This window comes from Streptomyces sp. CA-251247 (assembly GCF_050952975.1).
GTDB lineage: Bacteria > Actinomycetota > Actinomycetes > Streptomycetales > Streptomycetaceae > Streptomyces > Streptomyces achmelvichensis.
Genome location: NZ_CP191861.1, coordinates 3,666,833 through 3,692,428, shown reverse-complemented (window position 1 = coordinate 3,692,428; position 25,596 = coordinate 3,666,833). Strand labels below are relative to the sequence as shown.

Annotated in this window: 19 protein-coding genes; 16 read left to right on the top strand and 3 right to left on the bottom strand. The window is 72.4% G+C overall.

Going from position 1 to position 25,596, the window contains the following annotated elements; all coding sequences use genetic code 11:
• The first annotated feature begins 11 nt into the window (after positions 1-11).
• The 11 genes from ACQPWZ_RS16065 (at position 12) to ACQPWZ_RS16015 (ending at position 14,580) form a co-directional block, all read left to right on the top strand.
• Positions 12-974, top strand: coding sequence for an EamA family transporter (locus tag ACQPWZ_RS16065; protein WP_356703920.1), 963 nt, complete (start codon positions 12-14; stop codon positions 972-974).
• Between the two features lie 127 nt (positions 975-1,101).
• Positions 1,102-1,893 (top strand): TIGR03084 family metal-binding protein, encoded by a 792-nt coding sequence (locus ACQPWZ_RS16060; protein WP_433571684.1) that lies wholly within the window; start codon positions 1,102-1,104, stop codon positions 1,891-1,893.
• Positions 1,890-3,614 carry an acyclic terpene utilization AtuA family protein gene (locus ACQPWZ_RS16055; RefSeq protein WP_433571683.1) on the top strand — a complete coding sequence of 575 codons (1,725 nt, stop codon included), beginning with the start codon at positions 1,890-1,892 and terminating at the stop codon, positions 3,612-3,614. Before ACQPWZ_RS16060 ends, ACQPWZ_RS16055 begins: the two co-directional genes overlap by 4 nt.
• Entirely contained in the window at positions 3,611-5,209 is a 1,599-nt protein-coding gene (locus ACQPWZ_RS16050) for an acyl-CoA carboxylase subunit beta (RefSeq protein ID WP_433571682.1), read from the top strand. Before ACQPWZ_RS16055 ends, ACQPWZ_RS16050 begins: the two co-directional genes overlap by 4 nt.
• 10 nt (positions 5,210-5,219) lie before the next feature.
• Positions 5,220-7,133 (top strand): acetyl/propionyl/methylcrotonyl-CoA carboxylase subunit alpha, encoded by a 1,914-nt coding sequence (locus ACQPWZ_RS16045; RefSeq protein ID WP_433571681.1) that lies wholly within the window; start codon positions 5,220-5,222, stop codon positions 7,131-7,133.
• Positions 7,130-8,257, top strand: coding sequence for an acyl-CoA dehydrogenase family protein (locus tag ACQPWZ_RS16040; RefSeq protein ID WP_383236464.1), 1,128 nt, complete (start codon positions 7,130-7,132; stop codon positions 8,255-8,257). Before ACQPWZ_RS16045 ends, ACQPWZ_RS16040 begins: the two co-directional genes overlap by 4 nt.
• A 41-nt stretch (positions 8,258-8,298) precedes the next feature.
• Positions 8,299-9,888 (top strand): 4-coumarate--CoA ligase family protein, encoded by a 1,590-nt coding sequence (locus ACQPWZ_RS16035; RefSeq protein WP_340473749.1) that lies wholly within the window; start codon positions 8,299-8,301, stop codon positions 9,886-9,888.
• A complete protein-coding gene (locus ACQPWZ_RS16030) occupies positions 9,885-10,619 on the top strand; it encodes an enoyl-CoA hydratase family protein (protein WP_433571680.1) in 735 nt (244 codons plus the stop codon). The genes ACQPWZ_RS16035 and ACQPWZ_RS16030 overlap by 4 nt, the downstream gene beginning before the upstream one ends.
• The gene (locus ACQPWZ_RS16025; protein WP_340473747.1) at positions 10,607-11,194 is read left to right on the top strand and encodes a TetR/AcrR family transcriptional regulator; all 588 of its coding nucleotides are present in this window, start codon (positions 10,607-10,609) and stop codon (positions 11,192-11,194) included. Before ACQPWZ_RS16030 ends, ACQPWZ_RS16025 begins: the two co-directional genes overlap by 13 nt.
• A 275-nt stretch (positions 11,195-11,469) precedes the next feature.
• Complete coding sequence (locus ACQPWZ_RS16020; RefSeq protein WP_433571679.1) at positions 11,470-13,173, top strand: calcium-binding protein; 1,704 nt, start codon at positions 11,470-11,472, stop codon at positions 13,171-13,173.
• Between the two features lie 396 nt (positions 13,174-13,569).
• The gene (locus tag ACQPWZ_RS16015) at positions 13,570-14,580 is read left to right on the top strand and encodes an isopenicillin N synthase family dioxygenase (protein ID WP_433571678.1); all 1,011 of its coding nucleotides are present in this window, start codon (positions 13,570-13,572) and stop codon (positions 14,578-14,580) included.
• Positions 14,581-14,619: 39 nt separating this feature from the next.
• Here the strand turns inward: ACQPWZ_RS16015 and ACQPWZ_RS16010 are convergent, their stop codons facing one another.
• The gene (locus ACQPWZ_RS16010; RefSeq protein ID WP_405570622.1) at positions 14,620-15,720 is read right to left on the bottom strand and encodes a citrate synthase 2; all 1,101 of its coding nucleotides are present in this window, start codon (positions 15,718-15,720) and stop codon (positions 14,620-14,622) included.
• A 339-nt stretch (positions 15,721-16,059) separates the two neighbouring features.
• On the opposite strand from ACQPWZ_RS16010, the gene pdxH reads away from it, so the two are divergent.
• Entirely contained in the window at positions 16,060-16,683 is a 624-nt protein-coding gene (gene pdxH / locus ACQPWZ_RS16005; protein WP_433573828.1) for a pyridoxamine 5'-phosphate oxidase, read from the top strand.
• Here the strand turns inward: pdxH and ACQPWZ_RS16000 are convergent.
• The gene (locus tag ACQPWZ_RS16000) at positions 16,675-17,553 is read right to left on the bottom strand and encodes a winged helix-turn-helix transcriptional regulator (protein WP_433571677.1); all 879 of its coding nucleotides are present in this window, start codon (positions 17,551-17,553) and stop codon (positions 16,675-16,677) included. The genes pdxH and ACQPWZ_RS16000 overlap by 9 nt on opposite strands.
• Before the next feature lie 523 nt (positions 17,554-18,076).
• Between ACQPWZ_RS16000 and ACQPWZ_RS15995 the strand changes: the two genes are divergently transcribed.
• Positions 18,077-20,296, top strand: a complete 2,220-nt coding sequence (locus ACQPWZ_RS15995; protein ID WP_356703909.1) for an NADP-dependent isocitrate dehydrogenase — start codon at positions 18,077-18,079, stop codon at positions 20,294-20,296.
• A gap of 221 nt (positions 20,297-20,517) precedes the next feature.
• The gene (locus tag ACQPWZ_RS15990; RefSeq protein WP_356703908.1) at positions 20,518-21,909 is read left to right on the top strand and encodes a PAS domain-containing protein; all 1,392 of its coding nucleotides are present in this window, start codon (positions 20,518-20,520) and stop codon (positions 21,907-21,909) included.
• A 49-nt stretch (positions 21,910-21,958) separates the two neighbouring features.
• Here ACQPWZ_RS15990 and ACQPWZ_RS15985 read toward each other — a convergent pair whose 3' ends face one another.
• Positions 21,959-22,714: an SIS domain-containing protein gene (locus tag ACQPWZ_RS15985; protein ID WP_340473739.1), complete on the bottom strand. Its 756-nt coding sequence runs from the start codon at positions 22,712-22,714 to the stop codon at positions 21,959-21,961.
• A gap of 252 nt (positions 22,715-22,966) precedes the next feature.
• Here ACQPWZ_RS15985 and ACQPWZ_RS15980 point away from each other — a divergent pair, with 252 nt between their 5' ends.
• A complete protein-coding gene (locus ACQPWZ_RS15980; protein ID WP_327683043.1) occupies positions 22,967-23,659 on the top strand; it encodes a metal-dependent transcriptional regulator in 693 nt (230 codons plus the stop codon).
• Between the two features lie 990 nt (positions 23,660-24,649).
• Entirely contained in the window at positions 24,650-25,513 is an 864-nt protein-coding gene (locus ACQPWZ_RS15975) for an alpha/beta fold hydrolase (RefSeq protein WP_313945693.1), read from the top strand.
• The last annotated feature ends 83 nt before the right edge of the window (positions 25,514-25,596 follow it).

Genomic DNA, 25,596 nt, shown 5'->3' with positions numbered 1-25,596 from the left:
GGGAGGTTCCGGTGGACGAGGCGCGTACCCCTGTCGTCGTCACCGAGCCGGAGGCCGCGGCCGCCCTCGACGGCGGCGCGGCCGGCTCGGGAAGGGACGCCGGCAGCGGCGCCGCCACCGGCCGCGGCGACCGCGCTCTCGGCCCGGTCGCTCTCGTCGTCGCCGGTGCGCTGTCCGTCCAGTTCGGTGCGGCCGTCGCGGTGATGCTGATGCCGCGCGCCGGGGCACTCGGCGTGGTCACCCTGCGGCTCGTACTCGCCGCCGTCGTCCTGCTCGTCGTGTGCCGCCCGAAGCTGCGCGGCCACTCGCGTGCCGACTGGGGCACCGTGGTGGCGTTCGGCGCGGCCATGGGCGCCATGAACATCCTCTTCTACCAGGCCGCCGACCGGATCCCGCTGGGTGCGGCCGTGACCTTCGAGGTGCTCGGCCCGCTGGCGCTGTCGGTGATCGTGTCGCGGCGGATGATCAATCTGGTCTGGGCGGGGCTCGCCCTCGGCGGTGTGATGCTGCTCAGTGGCGGCGGCTTCGACCGGCTCGATCCGGTCGGCGCGCTGTTCGCCCTGGGTGCGGGCGCGATGTGGGCCGCGTACATCGTCTTCAGTGCCCGTACCGGACGCCGTTTCCCGCAGGCGGACGGACTGGCGCTGGCGATGGCCGTCGGTGCTCTGCTGAGTCTGCCGCTGGGCATAGCGGAGGCCGGGTCGAAACTGATCGTGCCGTCGACCCTCGCCTTCGGGCTCGCCGTGGCGCTGATGTCGTCCGTTCTCCCGTACACGCTGGAGCTGTTGGCGCTGCGACGGCTGCCCGCGCCGACGTTCGCGGTGCTGATGAGCCTGGAGCCGGCGATCGCCGCGACGGCCGGCTTCCTCGTGCTGCACCAGGGCCTGTCCCTGCTGGACGCGGTGGCGATCGCGCTGGTCATCGGGGCGAGCATGGGTGCGGTGCGGTCCCAGGTGGCGAAACAGCCCCAGTAGGCCGGGCGGGCCACGGCCGTGACGTGGCGGCAGATCCCCGCAGAAATCAAAGCAAGCACGCTTGATTGTTTCTCTGCGCACTGCCATGCTCCGGGCACACACCGTCGTGTCCCGAGGGAGCGCCATCGTGTCCGACCCGACCGTCGTCCTGGACGATCTGCGCAGCGAGAGCGATGAACTCGACCGGCTTGTCGGGGAGTTGAGCGCCGACGACTGGGCGCGGCCCACGCCCGCGCCGCGCTGGAGCATCGCTCACCAGATCGCACACCTCGCCTGGACCGATGCCGCGGCCCTGCTGGCCGTCACCGATGCCGAGGCCTTCGCCGTCGAGACGGAGAAGGCATTCGCCGCGCCGTACTCCTTCGTCGACGAGGGAGCCGAGCAGGGTGCCGCGCAGCCGCCCGCCGAGCTGCTCGCCCGCTGGCGCGAGGGCCGCGAGCAGCTGCAGAAGGCCCTGCGCGCGGCACCGGCGGGCAGCCGCTTCCCCTGGTACGGGCCGCCCATGAGCGTCGCCTCCACGGCGACCGGGCGGCTGATGGAGACCTGGGCGCACGGCCAGGACATCGCCGACGCGCTCGGAGCCGTGCGCGAGCCGACCGACCGGCTGCGGCACGTCGCGTACATCGGCGTCCGCGCCCGCGACTATGCCTTCGGGGTCCGTTCGCTGACCCCGCCCACGGCCCCCATCCGCGTGGAACTCACCGCTCCCGGCGGCGAGATGTGGACGTACGGCCCGGCGGAGGCGGAGCAGAAGGTCAGCGGGCCCGCGCTCGACTTCTGTCTGCTCGTCACCCAGCGGGCCAACCGCGCCGACCTCGCCGTGCGGGCCGAGGGCGAGGACGCCGACCGGTGGCTCGACATCGCGCAGGCCTTCGCCGGACCGGCGGGACCGGGCCGCGCCCCCAAGGAGGCCCGGTGACCGCCGCGGGCTCCGGTGGCGTCCTGCGTATCGGGAACGCGTCCGGCTTCTACGGCGACCGCTTCGACGCCGTGCGCGAGATGCTCACCGACGGGCCCCTCGACGTCCTGACCGGCGACTATCTCGCCGAGCTGACCATGCTCATCCTCGGCCGCGACCGGCTGAAGGACCCCTCGCTCGGTTACGCCAAGACCTTCCTCAAGCAGTTGGAGGAGAGCCTCGGCCTCGCCCGTGAACGCGGTGTCAGGATCGTCGCCAACGCGGGCGGGCTCAACCCGGCCGGACTCGCGGACGCCGTCCGCGCCCTCGCCGAGCGCGTCGGCGTGCCCGTGAAGGTCGCCCATGTCGAGGGCGACGATCTGCTCGGCCGCGGCTGGGGCCCGCAGGTGCTCACCGCCAACGCCTACCTCGGCGGCGCGGGGATCGCCGCCTGTCTGCGGGCCGGTGCGGATGTCGTCGTCACCGGCCGGGTCACCGACGCGGCCCTCGTCACCGGCCCCGCGGCCGCCCACTTCGGCTGGGGCCCCGACGATCTCGACGCGCTCGCGGGCGCCGTCGTCGCCGGCCATGTGCTGGAGTGCGGCACCCAGGCCACCGGCGGCAACTACGCCTTCTTCGCCGGTCACGACGCCCGCGTCCTGCGCCGTCCCGGCTTCCCTCTCGCCGAGATCCACGCCGACGGCACATCCGTCATCACCAAGCACGAGGGCACCGGCGGCCTCGTCGACGTCGGCACCGTCACGGCCCAACTGCTGTACGAGACGGGGGGCGCGCGCTACGCGGGCCCCGACGTCACCGCCCGTCTCGACACCGTACGGCTGGAGCAGCAGGGCCCGGACCGGGTGCGGATCTCGGGCGTACGCGGCGAGGCCCCGCCGCCCACCCTCAAGGTCGGGCTCAACCGCATCGGCGGCTGGCGCAACGAGGTCGTGTTCGTGCTGACGGGCCTGGACATCGAGGCCAAGGCCCGGCTGGTGCAGGACCAGTTGGAGGACGCGTTCGGCAAGCACCGGCCGGCCGACGTGCGCTGGGAACTCGCCCGCACCGAGCGGCCCGACGGCGACACGGAGGAGCGGGCCAGCGCCTATCTGCGGCTCGTCGTACGGGACAGCGACCCCGAGAAGGTCGGCCGCGCCGTCAGCGGCGCCGCGATCGAACTCGCGCTGGGCAGCTATCCGGGCTTCCATGTGACGGCTCCGCCCGGCAAGGGCGCTCCGTACGGGGTGTTCGACGCGGAGCACGTGGACGCGGCCTCCGTCCCGCACACCGCCGTACTGCCCGACGGGCGGCGCTGCGAGATCCCACCGGCCGTCCACACGGCCGACACCGAGCCGCTCGACCCAGCAGCCCAACCCGCCGCCGGGCTTCCCGAACCGCTGCCGGACGGCCCCCGCCGGGCAGCGCCCCTCGGTCTCGTCGCCGGTGCGCGCAGCGGCGACAAGGGCGGCGACGCCAACGTCGGGGTGTGGGCGCGCACCGACGACGCCTGGCGCTGGCTCGCCCACGAACTGACCGTGGACCGCTTCCGGGCCCTGCTCCCCGAGACCGCCGAACTCACCGTCGTACGCCACGTCCTGCCGCGGCTGCGCGCCCTCAACTTCACGGTCGAGGGCATCCTCGGCGAGGGCGTGGCGGCGCAGGCCCGCTTCGACCCCCAGGGCAAGGCGCTCGGCGAGTGGCTGCGCTCCCGGTACATGGACATCCCGGAGGTACTGCTGTGACCGTGCTCTCCTCGGCCGTCGACCCGGCGGCCCCCGAGTTCGCGGCCCGCCGCGACGCCATGCTCGGCCGGCTCGCCGACCTGGACGCCGAGCATGCGAAGGCACTGGCGGGCGGCGGTGAGAAGTACGTCGCCCGGCACCGCTCCCGCGGCAAACTGCTGGCGCGGGAGCGGATCGAGCTGCTGCTCGACCCCGACACACCGTTCCTGGAGCTGTCCCCGCTCGCCGCGTGGGGGAGCGACTACCCGGTGGGCGCGTCCACGGTGACCGGCATCGGGGTGGTGGAAGGCGTCGAGTGCCTGATCACCGCGAACGACCCGACCGTACGCGGCGGGGCCTCCAACCCGTGGACGCTGAAGAAGATCCTGCGGGCGAACGAGATCGCGTACGCCAACCGGCTGCCGTGCATCTCGCTGGTCGAGTCCGGCGGCGCGGATCTGCCCTCGCAGAAGGAGATCTTCATCCCGGGCGGGGCGATCTTCCGCGATCTGACCCGGCTGTCGGCGGCCGGCATTCCGACGATCGCGGTGGTGTTCGGCAACTCGACGGCGGGCGGCGCGTACGTCCCCGGCATGTCCGACCACACCGTGATGATCAAGGAACGGTCCAAGGTGTTCCTCGGCGGGCCACCGCTGGTGAAGATGGCCACGGGCGAGGAGAGCGACGACGAGTCGCTCGGCGGCGCGGAGATGCACGCCCGCACCTCGGGCCTCGCCGACTACTTCGCGGTCGACGAGCCGGACGCGCTGAGGCAGGCCCGCAGGATCGTGGCCCGGCTCAACTGGCGCAAGGCGCAGCCCGATCCGGGGCCGGCCGAGCCTCCGAAGTATGCCGAGGAGGAGCTGCTCGGGATCGTGCCCGAGGATCTGAAGACGCCCTTCGACCCCCGTGAGGCTGTCGCGCGGATCGTGGACGGCTCCGACTTCGACGAGTTCAAGCCGCTGTACGGGCCGAGCCTGGTGACCGGTTGGGCGTCCCTGCACGGCTACCCCGTCGGCATTCTCGCCAATGCGCAGGGCGTGCTGTTCAGCGCCGAGTCGCAGAAGGCGGCGCAGTTCATCCAGCTCGCCAACCAGCGCGACGTACCGCTGGTGTTCCTGCACAACACCACCGGTTACATGGTCGGCAAGGAGTACGAGCAGGGCGGCATCATCAAGCACGGCGCCATGATGATCAACGCGGTGTCGAACTCGAAGGTCCCGCATCTGTCCGTGCTGATGGGCGCCTCCTACGGCGCCGGGCACTACGGCATGTGCGGCCGGGCGTACGACCCGCGCTTCCTCTTCGCCTGGCCGAGCGCCAAGTCCGCGGTCATGGGCCCCCAGCAGCTCGCCGGCGTGCTCTCCATCGTCGCGCGCGCGTCGGCGGCGGCGAAGGGGCAGCCGTACGACGACGAGGCCGACGCCGGACTGCGGGCGATGGTCGAGCAGCAGATCGAGGCGGAGTCGCTGCCGATGTTCCTGTCGGGCCGGCTGTACGACGACGGGGTGATCGACCCCCGCGACACCCGCACGGTGCTGGGTCTGTGCCTGTCCGCGATCCACACGGCCCCCGTCGAAGGCGCGCGCGGCGGCTTCGGCGTCTTCCGGATGTGAGGGCTTGACGATGATCTCCACTGTCCTGGTCGCCAACCGCGGCGAGATCGCCTGCCGGGTCTTCCGGACCTGCCGGGAGCTCGGCATCGCGACGGTCGCCGTGTACTCCGACGCGGACGCCTCCGCCCTGCACGTACGGGAGGCGGACGCCGCCGTACGGCTCCCCGGGGCCGCCCCCGGCGACACCTATCTGCGCGGCGACCTGATCGTGAAGGCGGCGCTCGCCGCGGGCGCCGACGCGGTGCACCCGGGGTACGGATTCCTGTCCGAGAACGCCGGGTTCGCGCAGGAGGTGGCGGACGCGGGGCTCGTGTGGATCGGCCCGCCGCCGGCCGCGATCGAGGCGATGGCGTCGAAGACCCGGGCCAAGGAGCTGATGGGCCTCGCGCCCCTGGCCGAGGTCACCGAGGCCGATCTGCCGGTCCTGGTGAAGGCGGCGGCGGGCGGTGGCGGTCGCGGTATGCGGATCGTGCGCTCGCTGGGCGCCCTCGCCGGAGAGCTGGAGGCGGCACGGGCCGAGGCGCTGAGCGCGTTCGGCGACGGCGAGGTCTTCGTCGAGCCGTACGTCGAGGCGGGCCGCCATGTGGAGGTCCAGATCCTCGCCGACACGCACGGCACCGTCTGGGCCCTCGGGACGCGGGACTGCTCGCTCCAGCGCCGCCATCAGAAGGTGATCGAGGAGTCCCCGGCGCCGGGACTCGCGCCCGCTGTGGTGGCCTCGCTCCACGAGGCGTCGGTGACCGCGGCACGCGCCGTGGGATACGCCGGCGCCGGAACGGTGGAGTTCCTCGTCTCCCCGGCGGGCACCGCCCACTTCCTGGAGATGAACACCCGCCTCCAGGTCGAACACCCGGTCACGGAGGCGGTGTTCGGCATCGATCTCGTGGGCCTCCAGATCCGGGTCGCGGAGGGCGAGGCGCTGCCCGCGGATCCGCCGGCCGCGAACGGCCACGCCGTGGAGGCCCGGCTGTACGCGGAGGACCCGGCCCGCGGCTGGGCCCCGCAGACCGGCACCCTGCAACGGCTCGACGTGGACCCCGGGGTGCGCCTGGACACCGGTTACGCCGACGGCGACACCGTCGGCGTCCACTACGACCCCATGATCGCCAAGGTCATCGCCTGGGCGCCCACCCGGCAGCAGGCCGTCCGCCGGCTCGCGCACGCCCTGCGCCGGGCCCGCGTGCACGGTCCCGTCACCAACCGGGAGCTGCTCGTACGCTCCCTGGAACACCCGGACTTCGCGTCCGGACAGCTCGACACCGGGTTCTACGACCGGCATCTCGACGCCCTCACCCGGCCCGCGCCCGATGCCGGGCTCGCCGCCGTCGCCGCGACGCTCGCGGACGCCGCCGCACGAGGCGGCCGCTTCGGCGGTGCCTGGCGCAACCTCCCTGCGCAGGCACAGACCAAGACCTGGACGGACCGGTCCGGCGGCGAGCACGAGGTCCGCTACCGGCCCGCCCGCGGGGGCGGTTACACGGTCGAGGACACGCCGGGACTGCGCGTCCTCGACACGGCCCAGGGGCGCGTCGTCCTGGAGACGGACGGTGTCGTACGCGCCTGGGACGTCACCGCGTACGGCGCCACCGTGCACGTGGAGGGCCCCGCCGGATCCCACACGCTGACCGCGCGGCCCCGTTTCCCCGACCCCGAGGACCGCACCGAACCCGGCTCGCTGCTCGCCCCGATGCCCGGGACCGTCGTCCGCCTCGCCGAGGGCATCGGTGAGGGCTCGTGGGTCGACAAGGGGCAGCCGCTCATCTGGCTGGAGGCCATGAAGATGGAGCACCGCATCGTCTCGCCCGCCTCCGGCACGCTCACCGCGCTCCACGCCGTCATCGGCCGCCAGGTCGAGGTCGGCGCCCTGCTCGCCGTCGTCGACGAAGCGCCGGCGGAAGCCACCCAGGAGGTCACCGCGTCATGAACGTCGAAAGCCAGGAGCACAAGGACCTGCGTGCCGCCGTCGCCGCGCTCGGGCAACGCCACGGCCGCGGATACGACCGCGAACAGCTGTGGGCGGAGGCCGCCAAGCTCGGCTATCTCGGGGTGAACCTGCCCGAGGAGTACGGCGGCGGGGGCGGCGGCATGGCCGAACTCTCCATCGTGCTCGAGGAGTTGGGAGCCGCCGGCTGTCCGCTGCTGATGATGGTCGTCTCGCCCGCGATCTGCGGCACCGTGATCGCCCGCTTCGGCACCGAGGAGCAGAAGCGCACCTGGCTGCCCGGCCTCGCCGACGGCAGCCTCACGATGGCCTTCGGCATCACCGAGCCGGACGCCGGGTCCAACTCGCACCGGATCACCACCACCGCGCACCGGACCGAGGACGGCTGGTCCCTCACCGGGCGCAAGGTCTTCATCTCGGGTGTCGACATCGCTGACGCGACGCTGATCGTGGGGCGGACCGAGGACGCGCGGACCGGCAGCCTCAAGCCGTGCCTGTTCATCGTCCCCCGGGACGCCGACGGCTTCCAGCGCTCGCAGATCGACATGGAACTCCAGGCCCACGAGAAGCAGTTCGAGCTGGTCCTCGACGATGTGACGCTGCCGCACGACGCGCTCGTGGGCGAGGAGGACGCCGGGCTGCTCCAGCTGTTCGCCGGCCTCAACCCCGAACGCATCATGACCGCCGCCTTCGCGATCGGCATGGGCCGGTACGCGCTCGCCACGGCCCTCGCCTACGCCAAGGACCGCCAGGTCTGGAAGGCCCCCATCGGCGCCCACCAGGCCATCGCCCACCCCCTGGCCGCCTCCCACATCGAGCTGGAGCTGGCCCGGCTGATGATGCAGAAGGCCGCCGCCCTCTACGACGCGGGGGACGACGCCGGCGCGGGCGAGGCCGCCAACATGGCCAAGTACGCGGCGGGGGAGGCCTGTGTGAAGGCGGTCGACCAGTCCGTCCACACCCTCGGCGGCAACGGCCTGACCCGGGAGTACGGCCTCGCTTCGCTGGTCACGGCCTCCCGCGTGGCCAGGATCGCCCCGGTCAGCCGCGAGATGATCCTCAATTACGTATCCCACCAGTCCCTGGGTCTCCCCAAGTCGTACTGACAGAGGCGATTCTGGCCGTCCACACAGCGAGGGGGCCGACCATGCCGGTAACCGTGTTCAGCAGTGAGTACGCAGACGTCCCTGCCGTCAGTGAGCCGATCCACGACGCGGTGCTCCACCGGGCCGCCGAGTTCGGGGACACGATCGCGCTGATCGACGGGGTGAACGGCACCACCGTCACCTACACCCAGCTCGACCTCTTCCACCGCCGGATCGCCGCCGCCCTCGCAGACGCAGGGCTGCGCAAGGGCGACGTCCTCGCCCTGCACAGCCCCAACACGGTGGCGTACCCCGCCGTCTTCTACGGCGCCACCCGCGCCGGAGCGTCCGTCACGACCGTCCATCCGCTCGCCACCGCGGAGGAGTTCGCCAAGCAGCTGCGGGACTCCTCCGCCCGCTGGATCTTCACCGTCTCACCGCTGCTCGAAGTCGCCCGCAGGGCCGCCGAACTGGCCGCCGGCATCGAGGAGATCTTCGTCTGCGACCGGGCCGACGGGCACACCAGCATGCTCGACATGATCGTCTCGGACGCGCCCGACACCGAGGTCGTCATCGATCCCGCCGAGGACGTGGCGGCCCTGCCGTACTCCTCCGGCACCACCGGCATCCCCAAGGGGGTGATGCTCACCCACCGCTCCATCGCGACCAACCTGGCGCAGCTCTCCCCGCTCATCCCGATGAACCCGGGCGAACGCATCCTCGCCGTGCTGCCGTTCTTCCACATCTACGGCCTCACCGCGCTGATGAACGCGCCGCTGCGGCAGGGCTCCACCGTCGTCGTCCTGCCCCGCTTCGAGCTGGACACCTTCCTCGCCGCGATCGAGAAGCACCGCATCACCGCTCTGTACGTCGCCCCGCCGGTCGTCCTCGCGCTCGCCAAGCACCCGGCGGTCGCCCAGTACGACCTGTCGTCGCTGGAGTACATCATCTGCTCCGCGGCGCCCCTGGACGCCGAACTGGCCGCCGCCTGCTCCAAGCGGCTCGGTCTGCCGCCCATCGGCCAGGCGTACGGCATGACCGAGCTGTCGCCCGGCACCCATGTCGTCCCCCTCGGCGCCGAGAACCCGCCGCCCGGCACCGTCGGCAAGCTCATCCCCTCCACCGAGCTGCGGCTCGTCTCCCTCGACGACCCCGGCAAGGACGTCGGACCGGGCGAGGAGGGCGAGGTGGCGATCCGCGGGCCGCAGGTGATGAAGGGCTACCTCGGCCGCCCCGAGGCCACCGCGGCCATGATCGACGAGGAGGGCTGGCTGCGCACCGGCGACATCGGACGCGTCGACGAGGACGGCTGGCTGTTCGTCGTCGACCGCGTCAAGGAGCTGATCAAGTACAAGGGTTTCCAGGTCCCGCCCGCGGAGCTGGAGGCACTGCTGCTCGGCCACGAGGGGATCGCCGACGCGGCGGTGATCGGCGTGTACGACACTGACGGGAACGAGATCCCGAAGGCGTACGTCGTACGGCAGCCGGGCGCCGATGAGCTGACGGAGGACGACATCATCGCCTTCGTCGCCGAGCGCGTCGCCCCCTACAAGAAGATCCGCCGTGTCTCGTTCATCGGCGGGGTCCCGCGCGCCGCCTCGGGGAAGATTCTCCGGCGTGAACTGAGGGACCGGGAAAGGGAGAACACGTGACGCTGGTCGCCATCGCGCACGAGCGCGGCATCGCCACCCTGACGCTGGACTCGCCCGCGAACCGCAACGCCCTGTCGGCGCGGCTCGTCGGCGACCTGGCGCAGGCGCTGGCCGACTGTGCCAAGGACGACGCCGTACGCGCGGTGGTGCTCACCCACACCGGGGGCACCTTCAGCGCGGGCGCCGACCTGAAGGCCCCGCCCAACCCGTACACGTTCGTCGACCTGCTGCGGCAGATCGTCACCCTGCCCAAACCGGTCGTGGCGCGGGTGAACGGGAAGACCCGCGCCGGCGGGCTCGGGGTGCTCGGCGCCTGCGACATGGCGGTGGCCTCCGGCGCCTCGGACTTCGCCTTCACCGAGGTCCGCATCGGGGTCGCGCCGGCCGTGATCTCGCTGCCGCTGCTGCCGCGTCTGGACCCGCGGGCCGCCGAGCGCTACTACCTGACGGGGGAGCGCTTCGACGCGGCGGAGGCGGCCCGCATCGGACTGCTGACGCTCGCCGCCGACGATGTGGACGAGGCTCTCGCGCCGCTGCTCGGCGGGCTGCGCAAGGCCTCCCCGCAGGGGCTGACCGCGTCGAAACGACTGGTCACCGCGCGGGTGCTGGACGCGTTCGAGCGGGACGCGGAGGACCTGGTGCAGCGCTCGGCGTCCCTGTTCGCGTCGGCCGAGGCCCGGGAGGGCATGACCGCCTTCATCGAACGCCGGGATCCCGTATGGGAGCTGTAGTCACGCCGAAGGCCCCCAAGCAGGACCGCAGCCGGGCCACCCGGCAGCGGCTGCTGGAGGCCGCCGTCGCCTGCCTGGCCGAGCACGGCTGGGCAGGCTCCACGGTCTTGGTGGTCGCCGAGCGCGCGGGCGTCTCCCGGGGTGCGGCGCAGCACCACTTCCCGACCCGCGAGGACCTGTTCACGGCCGCCGTGGAGTACGTCGCCGAGGAGCGGTCCTCGGCCCTGCGCACGCTGCCGGGCCAGGACCGCGCGGCGGTCGTCGAGGCCCTCGTCGGCCTCTACACCGGGCCGCTGTTCCGCGCCGCGCTGCATCTGTGGGTCGCCGCGTCCAACGAGGAACAGCTGCGCCCCCGGGTCACCGAACTGGAGGCCAGGGTCGGGCGCGAGACCCACCGCATCGCGGTCCAGCTCCTCGGGGTGGACGAGTCGCGGCCCGGCGTGCGCGAGACCGTCCAGGGCCTGCTCGACATGGCCCGCGGCCTCGGGCTGGCGAACCTGCTCACCGACGACACCGCCCGCAGGAAACGGGTCGTCGCGCAGTGGGCCGCGCTGCTGGACGAGACGCTGGGCTGACGGCGCCGCGTCCCGGCCGACAGGCAGAGCAGTTGGCGGCTCCGGCCGGGACCAGCAGGAGCGAGAGGACGTTCGTCCCCTTTCGGGTCGGCGTGGCCGACGGCGTACGGGGCCGCGATCCGCCGCGCGAAGCCTGCTCCGACATGGGCCCGTCATTGCCGTTTATCTGCCTATTTGCGCCCTATAGTGCGCCTGCGTGTGCCTCCTGGGAGGTGTCTGTCTCACTGCCGCCACCGGTCGCACGCGGACACCCGGACTCGGAAGCGGAGACATCGGTGAGCAGAGAACAGGCGCAGCAACTTCCTTCGACCGAGCGGCCGGAGCGTCCAAGGCTGGCGCTCGGCGGCGGCAGGCGGTGGTGGGGTGCGGGTACCGCAACGGTCCTGTGCTTGGCGCTGTCCGGGCTCGCACCGGTCCCGGCGGCCGCGGCCGGGGCTGCGCCCACGGCTACGGCGAAGGCGCCTCGCGCGGTCACTCTGACGCGGACGTTCAGCTTCACCGGCGCCCCGCAGAGCTTCATCCTTCCGGCGAACGTGACCGCGACGATCACCGCGGACGGCGCCGGGGGCGGGAGCTCCCGTACCGCCACCTGCGGCTTGGGCGTCAACAGCGTCGGAGGGACCGGCGCACGGGTCGTCACCACCCTTCCGGCGTCCGCGACGGCGACGGCCCTCACCGTCAACGTGGGCGGAACCGGCAACAGGGGCTGCGGCGGCGACGGCAACGGCGGGTACAACGGCGGCGGCGACGGCGGCAGCGCCAGCTTCTTCTCGGCGGGCGGCGGCGGGGCTTCGAGCATCGCGGCAGGCGGCAGCCTGCTGGTCGTGGCGGGTGGCGGCGGCGGAGCCCAGGGCCGCCCCGGCATCCACCCCACGTCCGGTGACGGCGGCAACGGGGGAACCCCGGACGGCACGGCCGGCGCCGTCGGCCGTAACAACGGCCCCAACACCAGCGAGGGGCAGGGCGGCGGCGGAGGCAGCACCAGCACCGCCACAGGCGGTGCCGGCGGAGCGCCCGGGACCGCCTCGCCGTGCCTGGCAACCGCCGGCGCCGACGGAGGCAGCTTCTCCGGCGCGACCGTCGGCAGCGGGGGCGACGGGGGCGACAGTTCCACCGGCTGCACCGGCGCCCTCAGCGGTGGCGGTGGCGGCGGAGGCGGCTACTACGGCGGTGGCGGGGGCGGCTCCGCAGCCGCCACGGTCAACTTCGCCACCGGCGGCAGCGGTGGCGGCGGAAGCAGCTACGCCTCCCCGGCCGGCACCGGTACCGCCTTCAGCCTCTCGCCCGTGGGCACCTTCGACGCGAGCGGCCAGGTGACGATCAGTTACGAGGTCCCGGACCTGGCCTTCACCACGACCAGCCCGCTGCCCGACGCGACCCAGAACGCTCCCTACTCCACCACGCTTCAGACCACCGGCGGCACCGGCAACCCGACCTTCGCCGTCACCGGCGGCGCCCTGCCCCCCGGCCTCACGCTCAACCCTGCCACCGGCGCCATCACCGGCACCCCGACCACGACCGGCACCTACACCTTCACCGTGACGGCCACCGACCCCGACCCCGACGTCCCGGCGGCCGTACGGGAGTTCACCCTCACGGTCCTTGCCGCCGCTCCGCCCACCTGTGCCACCGCCACCCCGACCATCACCGGCAACAACCGCGCCAATGTGCTCATCGGCACCCCCGGTGACGACGTCATCTTCGGCCTCGGCGGCAACGACTACATCGACGGCCGCGGCGGAAACGACATCCTGTGCGGCGGCGCCGAGAGCGACCGCGTCATCGGCGGCGACGGCAACGACCGCGTCGAGGGCCAGGACGGCTCCGACGTGCTCACCGGCGGCAACGGCAACGACGCCCTCTTCGGCGGCAACGGATTCGACGTCCTGGACGGCGGCCCCGGCACCAACACCAACAACGGCGGCCCCGGCCTCAACGTCTGCGTCCGCCCCCTCACCGGACCCGGCTGCACCCTGTGAGGTAGCCGACCGACGTAGGGCAAGGGAGAGCGACAACCACCACGACGGCTGCCGGCCGCCGACAACTGTCGGCGGCCGGCAGCTGTTCATCCGGGATCGGCGTGGGAGCCCGCGCTCCATGGCCGGACCATCGATCCGGGCCCCGACTGTCCGTCCGGCTGTGACCCGCGCCACAGGACGTTCGGGGCCCGCGCAGTATCCTGGGGCCATGCTTCTGCTGGTACGACGCCGTCACGTGGACTACGTCCGCGTCACGAGCATGGGCTGTCGACGCTCCGTCTGACCTCGGGCCCGTCCCTGCGACAGGCCGCCCCTCCCGTTCGCCCCGGCGCACCCGCGGCCCCGCCACCACCCCCGGCGGCCCCGTGGGATCCCGTACACCCCGCGGAAGCACTCATGTCATCTCTTCAGCTCCCCGTCATCGACCTCTCCGCCGCCGACCGCGGCCCCCAGGCCCGCGCGCTGCTGCACGCCCAGCTGCACAGCGCCGCCCATGACGTCGGCTTCTTCCAGCTCACCGGCCACGGCGTCACCGAGGCCGAGACGGCCGCGCTCAACAGCACCATGCGCGCCTTCTTCGCGCTGCCCGAGGCCGACCGGCTCGCCATCGACAACGTCAACTCGCCGCACTTCCGCGGCTACACGCGCATCGGCGACGAACGCACCGGCGGCAGCCAGGACTGGCGCGACCAGCTCGACATCGGCGCCGAGCGGCCCGCGCGCATCCCCGCGCCCGGCGAGCCCGGGTACTGGTGGCTGGAGGGCCCCAACCAGTGGCCCGCCGCCCTGCCCCAGCTGCGCACCGCGGCGCTCGCCTGGATCGACCGGCTGGGCGCGGTGGCCGAGCGGCTGCTGCACGAGCTGCTCGTCTCCATCGGCGCCCCGGCGGACTTCTACGACCACCTCTTCGGCGACCGTGCCCACATCCACCTCAAGCTGGTGCGCTACCCGGGCAGTCCGGCGGACGGGGGCGGTCAGGGCGTCGGCGCGCACAAGGACTACGGCTTTCTGACCCTGCTCCACCAGGACAGCGTCGGCGGCCTCCAGGTCGAGCGCGAGGACGGCGTGTTCCACGACGTGCCGCCCATGCCCGGGGCCTTCGTGGTCAACCTCGGCGAGCTCCTCGAAGTCGCCACCGACGGCTATCTGAAGGCCACCCACCACCGGGTGGTGAGCCCGCCCGGCGCCACCGAGCGGTTCTCCGTGCCGTTCTTCTACAACCCGCGCCTGGACGCCCGCGTCGAGCCGCTCGCCTTCCCGTACGCGGCGCACGCCCCCGGCGTCACGGCGGACCCCGCGAACCCGCTGTTCGCGGAGTACGGCAGGAACGAGCTCAAGGGCAAGCTGCGCGCCCACCCGCTGGTCGCCGCACGGCACCACGCGGAACTGCTGGAGCCGGCGGCCTGACCGCGGGACGCGGGATCAGCGGGCGGACGCGGAGGGCGATCAGCGGGCGATGTCGTCGTAGCCCGTGATCTCCTGCGGGCCGCGCGTGCCCGGACCCACGTACAGGGCCGAGGGACGGACCAGCCGGCCCGTGCGCTTCTGCTCCAGGATGTGCGCCGACCAGCCCGCGGTGCGCGCGCACGTGAACATCGAGGTGAACATGTGCGCCGGGACCTCCGCGAAGTCCAGCATGATCGCCGCCCAGAACTCCACGTTCGTCGCCAGGACCCGGTCCGGGCGACGGTTGTGCAGCTCCTCCAGCGCGGCCTTCTCCAGGGCCTCCGCGACCTCGAAGCGCGGCGCGTCCAGCTCCTTGGCCGTACGCCGCAGGACGCGGGCGCGCGGGTCCTCGGCCCGGTAGACCCGGTGGCCGAAGCCCATCAGCCGCTCGCCGTTGTCGAGGGTCCGCTTGACGTACGCCGTCGCGTCGCCCGTCCGCTCGATCTCCTCGATCATGCCGAGCACACGGGAGGGCGCACCGCCGTGCAGCGGCCCGGACATCGCGCCGACCGCGCCCGACAGCGCCGCCGCGACGTCGGCGCCGGTGGAGGCGATGACGCGGGCGGTGAAGGTGGAGGCGTTCATGCCGTGCTCGGCGGCCGAGGTCCAGTAGGCGTCGACGGCCTTCACATGCCGCGGGTCCGGCTCACCGCGCCAGCGGATCATGAACCGCTCGACCACGGTCTGCGCCTTGTCGATCTCCCGCTGCGGCACCATCGGCAGGCCCTGGCCACGGGCACTCTGTGCCACGTAGGACAGCGCCATGACGGCGGCCCGGGCGAGATCCTCGCGGGCCTGTTCCGCGTCGATGTCGAGCAGCGGCCGCAGCCCCCACACGGGCGCCAGCATCGCCAGCGCCGACTGGACGTCGACGCGGATGTCGCCGGAGTGGACCGGGATGGGGAACGGCTCGGCGGCCGGCAGCCCCGGGTTGAACGCCCCGTCGACCAGCAGGCCCCACACATTGCCGAACGAGACCTGGCCGACCAGGTCCTCGATGTCGACGCCGCGGTAGCGGAGCGAGCCGCCCTCCTTGTCGGGTTCGGCGATCTCCGTCTCGAACGCGACGACTCCTTCGAGTCCTGGTACGAAGTCGGACATCAGGCGGCTCCTCGGGATGCGTACGGCGGGTGCGGGTCGGCCGGTGCGTGATCGTGGACCGGTCACCCCGGTGATGCCCCGGGCGAGGGACGGTCACCCCATCGCCGGGGAGGCAGGCACGATATCCCCTGTTGTCGGGGTGCCACAGTGGCCCGACACAAGATCTTGGCGGGTCCGGACGATGCGGGGAAGCGTGACATCCGGCACACTCCCCGCCTTCCCGGTGCCGCTCCCGTGTCGAATCCCCTGACAGGATCCCCGGCACTGGGTGCCGGGGAGAAGAGGGCGCTGCGGCAGGATGAGCCCGTGACCGACGACGCCGCCCCGAACCCCGCCCTGATGCGCGAGCACTACCGCTCCACGCCGCTGCTGGAGACGGACCTCGCGCCCACGCCCATGGAGCAGTTCGCCCGCTGGTTCGCGCAGGCCGCGTCCGCGGGACTGCACGAGCCGAACGCCATGGTCGTGTCCACCGCCACCCCCGACGGCCGTCCCTCGTCGCGCACGGTGCTGCTGAAGCAGTACGACTCGCAGGGCTTCGTCTTCTACACCAACTACCGCTCCCGCAAGGGCCGGGAGATCGCCGCCAACGCGTATGTCTCGGTGCTCTTCCCCTGGCATCCCATCGCCCGCCAGGTCGTCGTCACGGGCACCGCCACCCGGATCGGCCGCGACGAGACGGTGGCGTACTTCCGCACCCGCCCGCACGGCTCGCAGCTCGGCGCCTGGGCCAGCGCCCAGTCCTCGGTGATCGGCTCGCGCGAGGAGCTGATCCGTACGTACGAGGAGCTGGCCGCCCGCCACCCGGAGGGCGAGCAGGTTCCCGCCCCGCCGGAGTGGGGCGGCTACCGGGTCGAGCCGGAGACGGTGGAGTTCTGGCAGGGGCACGTGAACCGGCTGCACGACCGGCTGCGGTTCACCTCCCGCGACGGCGGATGGGACATCGAGCGGCTGTCACCCTGACAGGGCGGACGCCTCCCGCAGGGCGGTCGTGACCGCGGCCGGGATGTCGGTCACCGGGTACTGCACATGCCGCACCGCGCGCTCCCGGTCCAGCACCAGCACCGCCCGCTTCAGCCGCAGGCCCTGCCCGGCACGGAACGTCGGCAGCCGCAGCGCGGCCGACAGCCGGCTGTCCATGTCGGAGAGCAGCGGGAACGGCAGCTCCTCGGCGGCGGCGAAGACCCGCTGTTCGTCGGGCCGCTGCGTACTGACCCCGCGCACCGCGACCCCCGCCGCGGTGAAGTCCCCGTACGCGTCCCGGAACAGCCGGTTCTCCAGCGTGCAGCCGACTGCGCCCGGGATGGCGTCCCAGTCCTCGGGCAGCGGACTCGGCCGGCCGGTCGCGGGATAGCAGAACAGCACGGTGGCCGCCGACCCGCCGTCCACCGGGTCCAGGTCCCCACCGCTGTGCACGGGCAGGGTGAAACGCGCCAGCCGGTCGCCCACCAGCTCGTGCACCCGCTGCGCCTCGGCGCTGTGCTCGTCCGCTGTGCCGGTCAGCGTGCCGTCCCCGAGCAGCCAGCGGTCGGCCCAGTCCTGCATGGCCACGAGCACGGGCAGCAGCGCGCGGCCGGTCTCGGTGAGCCGGTACTCGTGCCGGACGGGCCCGCGCTGGTACGGGACCTTCTCCAGGACCTTGCTGTCGACGAGGTGGTTCAGCCGCTCGGTGAGCACCTTCCGGGAGATGTCCAGCTCGCGCTGGAGCGCGTCGAACCGGTGTCTGCCACGGGCCGTCTCCCGGACGATCAGCAGACTCCACCAGTCGCCGACCACGGCGGCGGCCTGGGCGACGGCACACGCGGCGTCGCGCTCGGGCACGGCTCTGGGCATGGCACCGACTCCTTCACGGGGCAGGCGCCCATCTTCACGCGGGGGAGAGGGTTCCGTACAGGAACTCAACGGGTCCGGCCCGTGGATGCTCTCAGCGGGTCCGGGCCCGCCGGCGCGCGTCCGGGCCGCCGGGAATCAGCCGCACCGGACCAGAGATGGCTCGCACCGGGCCCGGAGAGGGCCCGCACCGGGCCCGGACATGCAGAAACCCGCGGGCTCTGGTTCCTCCTGACGGAGGAGCCGGCCGGATGTACCGGCGAGCCCGCGGGTCGGTGACTGCTTGGGATTGCGGCAGGAGGCCTGCCGTCTGTGCACGTCGTGCGACAACGGGCCTCTAGCCCGCAGTCACCTCACGCATCCGAAACGAAACCACTTCCGGATCACCTCCTTTCATCGTGTGCTCCACACCTTAGGAACCGGCAGGCAGCGGCTCAAGCCATTTAATGAGGGCCCTTCCGGGAAGAGGCCGAACCCGGGATATCTTGATGTCGAGCAATGTTGCAGACGTGGAGCGGAGCACCCGGTGACTGACTCGACCATCATCTATACGCACACCGACGAGGCGCCGGCGCTGGCGACGTACTCGTTCCTGCCGGTGATCGAGGCCTATGCCTCGACGGCCGGGGTCACTGTGGAGAGCCGTGACATCTCCCTGGCCGGGCGGATCATCTCCGGTTTCCCGGAGTTCCTCGAGGAGGGCCAGCGCATCGACGACGCGCTCGCCGAGCTGGGTGAACTGGCGAAGACCCCCGGGGCCAACATCATCAAGCTGCCGAACATCTCGGCCTCGATCCCGCAGCTGAAGGCGGCCGTCGCCGAGCTCCAGGAGCAGGGCTACGCGCTTCCGGACTACCCGGACGACCCGAAGACCGACGCGGAGAAGGACATCCGCGCCCGGTACGACAAGGTCAAGGGCAGTGCCGTGAACCCGGTCCTGCGCGAGGGCAACTCCGACCGCCGCGCCCCCGCGTCGGTCAAGAACTACGCCAAGGCGCACCCGCACCGCATGGGCGCGTGGACCTCCGAGTCGAAGACGAACGTCGCGCACATGACGGCCGACGACTTCCGCTCCACCGAGAAGTCCGTCGTCGTTCCCGAGGACGGGTCGCTGCGCATCGAGCTGTCGGGCGACGACGGCAGCACCACCGTGCTGCGCGAGTCGGTACCCGTACTCGCCGGTGAGGTCGTGGACGCCTCCGTGCTGCGCGTCGGTGCACTGCGTGAGTTCCTCACCGCGCAGATCGCCCGCGCCAAGGCCGAGGGCGTGCTGTTCTCCGTGCACCTCAAGGCCACGATGATGAAGGTCTCCGACCCGATCGTCTTCGGCCACGTCGTGCGCGCCTTCTTCCCGAAGACGTTCGCCGAGCACGGCGCCGCGCTCGCCGCGGCCGGCCTGAGCCCGAACGACGGGCTCGGCGGCATCCTCAAGGGCCTGGAGTCGCTGCCCGACGGCGCGAAGATCAAGGAGTCCTTCGAGGCCGAGATCGCCGAAGGCCCCGAGCTCGCGATGGTCGACTCCGACCGCGGCATCACCAACCTGCACGTCCCGAGCGACGTCATCGTCGACGCCTCCATGCCGGCGATGATCCGCACCTCGGGCCACATGTGGGGCCCGGACGGCCAGGAGGCCGACACCCTCGCCGTCATCCCCGACAGCAGCTACGCCGGCATCTACCAGGTCGTCATCGACGACTGCCGCGCGAACGGCGCGTACGACCCGTCCACGATGGGCTCGGTGCCGAACGTCGGCCTCATGGCCCAGAAGGCCGAGGAGTACGGCAGCCACGACAAGACCTTCGAGATCGCCACCACGGGCACCGTGCGGGTCGTCGACGGCAGCGGCAACGCCGTGCTGGAGCAGACGGTGAGCGCCGGCGACATCTTCCGGATGTGCCAGACCAAGGACGCCCCGATCCGGGACTGGGTCAAGCTCGCCGTCACCCGCGCCCGGGCGACCGGCGACCCGGCCGTGTTCTGGCTGGACGCGGGCCGCGCGCACGACGCCAACCTCATCGCCAAGGTCGAGCAGTACCTCCCGGAGCACGACACCGAGGGCCTGCAGATCGAGATCAAGTCGCCCGTCGACGCGATCGCCTTCTCGCTCGACCGGATCCGCCGCGGCGAGAACACCATCTCCGTCACCGGCAACGTCCTGCGCGACTACCTGACGGACCTCTTCCCGATCCTGGAGCTCGGCACCAGCGCGAAGATGCTCTCCGTCGTCCCGCTGATGAACGGCGGCGGCCTCTTCGAGACCGGCGCGGGCGGCTCGGCGCCCAAGCACGTCCAGCAGCTGGTCAAGGAGAACTACCTGCGCTGGGACAGCCTGGGCGAGTTCCTCGCGCTCGCCGTCAGCTTCGAGCACCTCGCGCAGACCACCGACAACGCGCGTGCCCAGATCCTCGCGGACACCCTGGACCGCGCCACGGCGACGTTCCTGGAGCAGGACAAGTCGCCGAGCCGCAAGCTCGGTGGCATCGACAACCGCGGCAGCCACTTCTACCTCGCGCTGTACTGGGCGCAGGAGCTGGCCGGCCAGAGCGACGACGTCAAGCTCGCCGAGGCCTTCACCTCGCTCGCCGAGACGCTGGCCGCGCAGGAGCAGACCATCGTCGACGAGCTCCTCGCGGTGCAGGGCAAGCCGGCCGACATCGGCGGCTACTACCAGCCCGACCCGGCGAAGGCCGCGGCCGTCATGCGGGCGTCCGCGACGCTGAACCAGGCCCTCGCGACCCTGGGCTGACGCCTCCGCGACACGTTCCGCCCCGGCCGGCATCCGCCCGGCCGGGGCGGTTTCGTTGCCGGCCGCTTGCCCGCCCCGTTGTCGGCCGTCCGGCCGGCACCCGACGCCCGCATTTCCGGCAGGCAACGATTTGCCGGAACAGCGTGTGTCCTGAGTCACGTTCGAGTTGAATGATCTGACGTGCATCAGCTCGCGCGGACGCGTCCTGCAGGGGGTACAGGATGAGTGCTTCGAAGAGTGAGGCCGCCAACGCGCTCGGGCCCGACGAGCCGGAGCGTGCCGGTACGGGGCCCGAGCCTGTCGCGGTGCCCGGTTCGGAACTGCTCGCCGCACTCCTGGACGGGATGGACGCCGCGCTCTGCGCCTTCGACGCGGACGCCACCATCACGCACTGGAACCGCGAGGCGGAACGGATCCTCGGCTGGTCGGCGGAGGAGGCCGTCGGACGGCGCGGCTTCGCCGGCTGGGCGGTGCGGACGGCCGACGCCGGAGAGGTCCAGGGCCGGCTCATGGCCGCGATGGACACGCCGGGCCGGCAGGTCCACGAGTTCGCCCTGCTGCGCAAGGACGGCGGCCGGGTGCTCGTACGGACCCAGTCGGCGCGCGTGCTCGGCGCCGACGGCGCGCCCGCCGGGGTGTATTGCGCGTTCAGCGAGGTCCATGCGCAGATCGACCTGGAGCGTTCGATCGCGCTGAGCGAGGCGCTGTTCGAGGACGCGTCCTGGGGTGTCGTCCTGGTGGACGTGGACCTGCGGCCGACCGTCGTCAACGGCTACGCCGCCCGTGCCCTCGGCGCCGGGCGGACCTCACCGCTCGGCCGGCCCCTGGGCGAACTGGTCGTCCAGGGCGTGGAGCAGCTGGAGGGCGCGCTCCACCATGTGCTGGCGGAGGGCGCGGCCCGCGGCCTCACCGAGGTGTGGGTGACCCTGCCCGCCGGCGAGACCGAACGCCGCCGGTGCTGGCGCAGCGGCTTCCTGCGGCTGGCATCGCCGCTCGCGGAGGAACCGGTGCCGCTGGGCGTGGGCTGGCTGTTCCAGGACGTCACGGAGGCGAAGCTGGCGGAACAGGACGCGGACCGCCTGCGCTTCCGCTCCAGCCAGCTGCACCGCGCGGGCCGGGCCGCCGCGGAGTGCGAGGACCCGATGGAGGCGGCGACGGTGTATCTGGACTTCGCGCTCGCCGGGTTCGCCGACCATGCGCTGATCGACCTGATGGAGCCGGACGGCCGCCGTCTGGTCCGTACGGCGTCCACACCGTCGGGCGCGCCCGGACCGTGTGTCCCGGTGGCGGGCGGCGGCATCCCGGTTCGCTATCCGCACGGCCACCCGGCGCTCCAGGCGGCCGACCGCAACGGCTCGGTCCGCGCGAGCGCACCGGCCTCCGCGTCCGCGAACTGGTCGACGGACCGCCAGTGGCCGCGCGACATGGTCCACGCCCTGTGCTCGGTCCTGCGCAGCCGGGGCCGCACGCTGGGCGTGGTGACGTTCCTGCGCGGCCCCAGCCGCCCGGCTTTCGAACGCCCGGACGCGGTCTACGCGGAGAGCATGTCGGTCCTGACGGCAGCCGCGCTCGACCTGGCCTCGACGACGGACGGAGACAAGCCGGAGCACTAGTCCAGCGGGCCCGCCTCACCGGTCGGGCCCGAACGAAGGCCGATCAGCCCTAGTGCCGGAAGAAGATCCGGTCGCCGTACTCCGTCATCACCCGGCCGTTCCACTCATGGCCGCCGTCCACGTTCCCCGACCGCAGCAGCGGGGGTTCGATCCCCTTCTCCACCAGCCGTTCCGCGGCCGCCGCCATCGTCGCCTGCATCAGCGCGCTGGTGACCACCGTCGACGCGGGTGCGAACGGCGCCTCGATGCCCTCGTGGGTGAGCTCCGCGTCCCCGACCGCGATCTTGGAGTCGAGAACGATGTCGCAGTGGTCCTTGAGGAAGGTGTCCGAGGAGTGCCGCGACCTGGTCTCCTGCGCGTACGCGACCGAGGTCACGCCGATGACGGTGAGCCCGAGCGCCCGCGCGTTCATGGCCATCTCGACGGGCAGCGCGTTGCGGCCGGACAGGGAGATGATCACGAGGACGTCGCCCGACCTGGCCGGGCTGGAGTCGAGCACGGCGCCCGCGAGACCGTCCACGCGCTCCAGGGCGGAGCCGAGTGTCGCCGGCATGACGTCGACACCGACGACACCGGGCACGGCGAGCAGGTTCATCAGGGCGAATCCGCCGGCGCGGTAGACGACGTCCTGCGCGGCCAGCGACGAGTGCCCGGCACCGAAGGCGAACAGACGGCCCCCGGCGGCGATGGCGTCGGCGATCGCCTCGCCCGAGGCCGCGATGTTCTCCGCCTCCTCGTCCCGTACACGCTGCAGCAGACCGATCGCGGCGTCGAAGAACTGACCGGCCAGCTTGCTCTCGCTCATCGCCGAGCCCTTTCCGGGGGTGGAGGTTCCGGGAGTGGGGAACAGGCGCGGGAATACCCGCGTCGCGGATCACGTTGCGGTCTGGACCATTGCTGTGTCAATACGGCCTCCCGTACCGGCCTGCCGACAGGTTTCACGGAGTTTTTCCACAGGCTCCGCCCTTGGCTTCTCCGGGCACGGCACGGTTGTCAGTGGGATGCGTAAGAATTGACCCGGGGCCGCAGCGCATCACGATTTCATCGAGGGGCACGTATGTCCGGACTGATCGACACGACGGAGATGTATCTCCGCACCATCCTCGAGCTGGAAGAGGAAGGTGTGGTGCCCATGCGCGCCCGTATCGCCGAACGGCTCGACCAGAGCGGACCCACGGTCAGCCAGACCGTGGCCCGCATGGAGCGGGACGGACTGGTGACGGTCGCCGGCGACCGTCACCTGGAGCTGACCGAGGAGGGCAGGCGGCTGGCGACGCGCGTGATGCGCAAGCACCGGCTCGCGGAGTGTCTGCTCGTCGACGTCATCGGGCTGGAGTGGGAGCAGGTCCACGCCGAGGCCTGTCGCTGGGAGCACGTGATGAGCGAGGCGGTCGAGCGGCGTGTGCTCGAACTGCTGCGCCACCCGACGGAGTCGCCGTACGGCAACCCGATCCCGGGCCTGGAGGAGCTGGGCGAGAAGGCGGAGGCGGACCCGTTCCTCGACGAGGGCATGGTCTCGCTCGCGGACCTCGACCCGGGGACGGACGGCAAGACCGTGGTCGTCCGCCGGATCGGCGAGCCGATCCAGACGGACGCCCAGCTGATGTACACGCTGCGACGGGCGGGCGTGCAGCCCGGCTCGGTGGTGAGCGTGACGGAGTCGGCCGGCGGAGTGCTGGTCGGCAGCAGCGGCGAGGCGGCGGAGCTCCAGGCGGACGTGGCGTCGCACGTGTTCGTGGCAAAGCAGTAGGCAGGGCGCACACACAGGCCGGCCGGGTAGCCGGTTCGGCCGGTCACAACAGCCCGACCGGAACAGGTATCCGGTTCGGCCGGTCACAACAGGCGGCGCGGGAAGGCCCGGCAGGGCCACCCGGCCGCCAGAGGCATGGGCGGACGCGGGCGGCAGGCACGCCCGGCCATCGAAGGCGGTCGGTCCCGGCGAAGGCCGGGGAAGCGGTGGATCCGGCCGCCGCGGCAGGCGGGATTGAGTCAGCGGCAGGCGCGGTCGGCCACGACCTGTCGGCCCGTCAGGGCCGGTGCGGCCGTCACAACTGGCAGCGCGAGGCGGCCCGGTGGGGCACCTGCCGGCCGCAGGCATGGGCCCGGCACGTGCGGCGCGCCCCCGTCAGGGGCGGCGGGTCACAACAGCAGCCGGGCAACCGGCAACGGCGGCACGGCAGCAGGCCCGACCCGCAGGCACCAAGGCGCCGGTGACCGTCGTCAGCCCACTCGCGGGGGCGGACGGGGGCGCGTCCGGCGGCGCGGTGGCGGCCCGTTCACCGCCTCGCGGAGACGTTTTCCGCCCGGAATGGCAGCGCCCGGGCGAATCGCGTGCCACGCTGGGGCAGAGGCATGTGACTCACGGTCGGGGTGGGGATCCCGCCGGCGAAGGCAGGGGGAGGTCAGGGTGCGCCCCTCGTACGTCCCGTGTGCACAACGGCGCAGTGCGTGCGCTCCGGAGCCACAGAGGGGCCCCGGCGCCCTTGAGCGCCGGGGCCTGTCCTCCCCTGTTCCGACCCGGAGCCCCGAGCTCCCAGGGTCGGTCCCCTCGGACCGTCTTCCCCGAGCGGCCCGCCTCCCGCTGAAGATCTCCCCTCGGCGGCGGAAGTCAATCCTTGAGCGTGGTCACTCGAACGAGGGGTGTTGCGCGCTGGAGCCCTGTTTTCGAATAGGAGTTCGATAGGCTGGCGGTACTTCGACCGATCTGGACGACCGGGGGAGAGAAGGGGGTGCCAGGCACATGGTGCGGCGCATCGATGTGACCGGAGCCGATGGCGTACGCCTGGCTGCCTGGGAGTTCGCGGACCCGCCCAAGGGGAGCGGTGAACCGGAGCCCGCGCCGGGGGTCTTACTGCTGCACGGCCTGATGGGCCGCGCGTCCCACTGGGCGTCCACGGCCCGTTGGCTGTCCGACCGGCACCGTGCGGTCGCGCTCGACCAACGGGGCCACGGGCGCAGCGACAAGCCGCCCGAGGGCCCGTTCACCCGCGAGGCGTACGTCGCCGACGCGGAGGCCGCCGTCGAACAGCTGAACCTCGCCCCCGTGACCCTGATCGGTCACTCGATGGGTGCACTCACCGCCTGGCAGCTCGCCGCCAAGCGTCCCGACCTGGTCCAGGCGCTGATCATCTGCGACATGCGTGCGTCGGCGCTCGGGGCGGCTTCGCAGCGGGAGTGGGACGACTGGTTCCGGGCCTGGCCCGTGCCGTTCGCGACGCTCGCGGACGTCCGCAGATGGTTCGGCGAGGACGATCCGTGGGTGGAGCGTCCGACCCCGTCGCGCGGGGAGTTCTTCGCCGAGGTCATGGCGGAACGGGCGGACGGCTGGCGTCCGGTGTTCTCCCGCCGGCAGATGCTCAAGGCCCGGGAGACCTGGGTCCACGACGCGCACTGGGAGGAGCTGGCCCAGGTCCAGTGCCCCACCCTGGTGGTGCGCGGTCTCGACGGCGAACTGGGCCGCGCCGAGTCCCAGGAGATGGTCAGGGTGCTGCCGCGCGGGGAGTACGCGGAGGTGGTCGACGCGGGCCACCTGGTGCACTACGACCAGCCGGAGGGCTGGCGCTCGGCGATCGAGCCGTTCCTGGACGGCGTCCGTACGCCCTGACCCGTGGGACCCGATCCGTCCACGGTGAGGCGTGAGACCTGATCCGTACGCCCTGACCCGTGGGGTCCGATCCGTCCACGGCC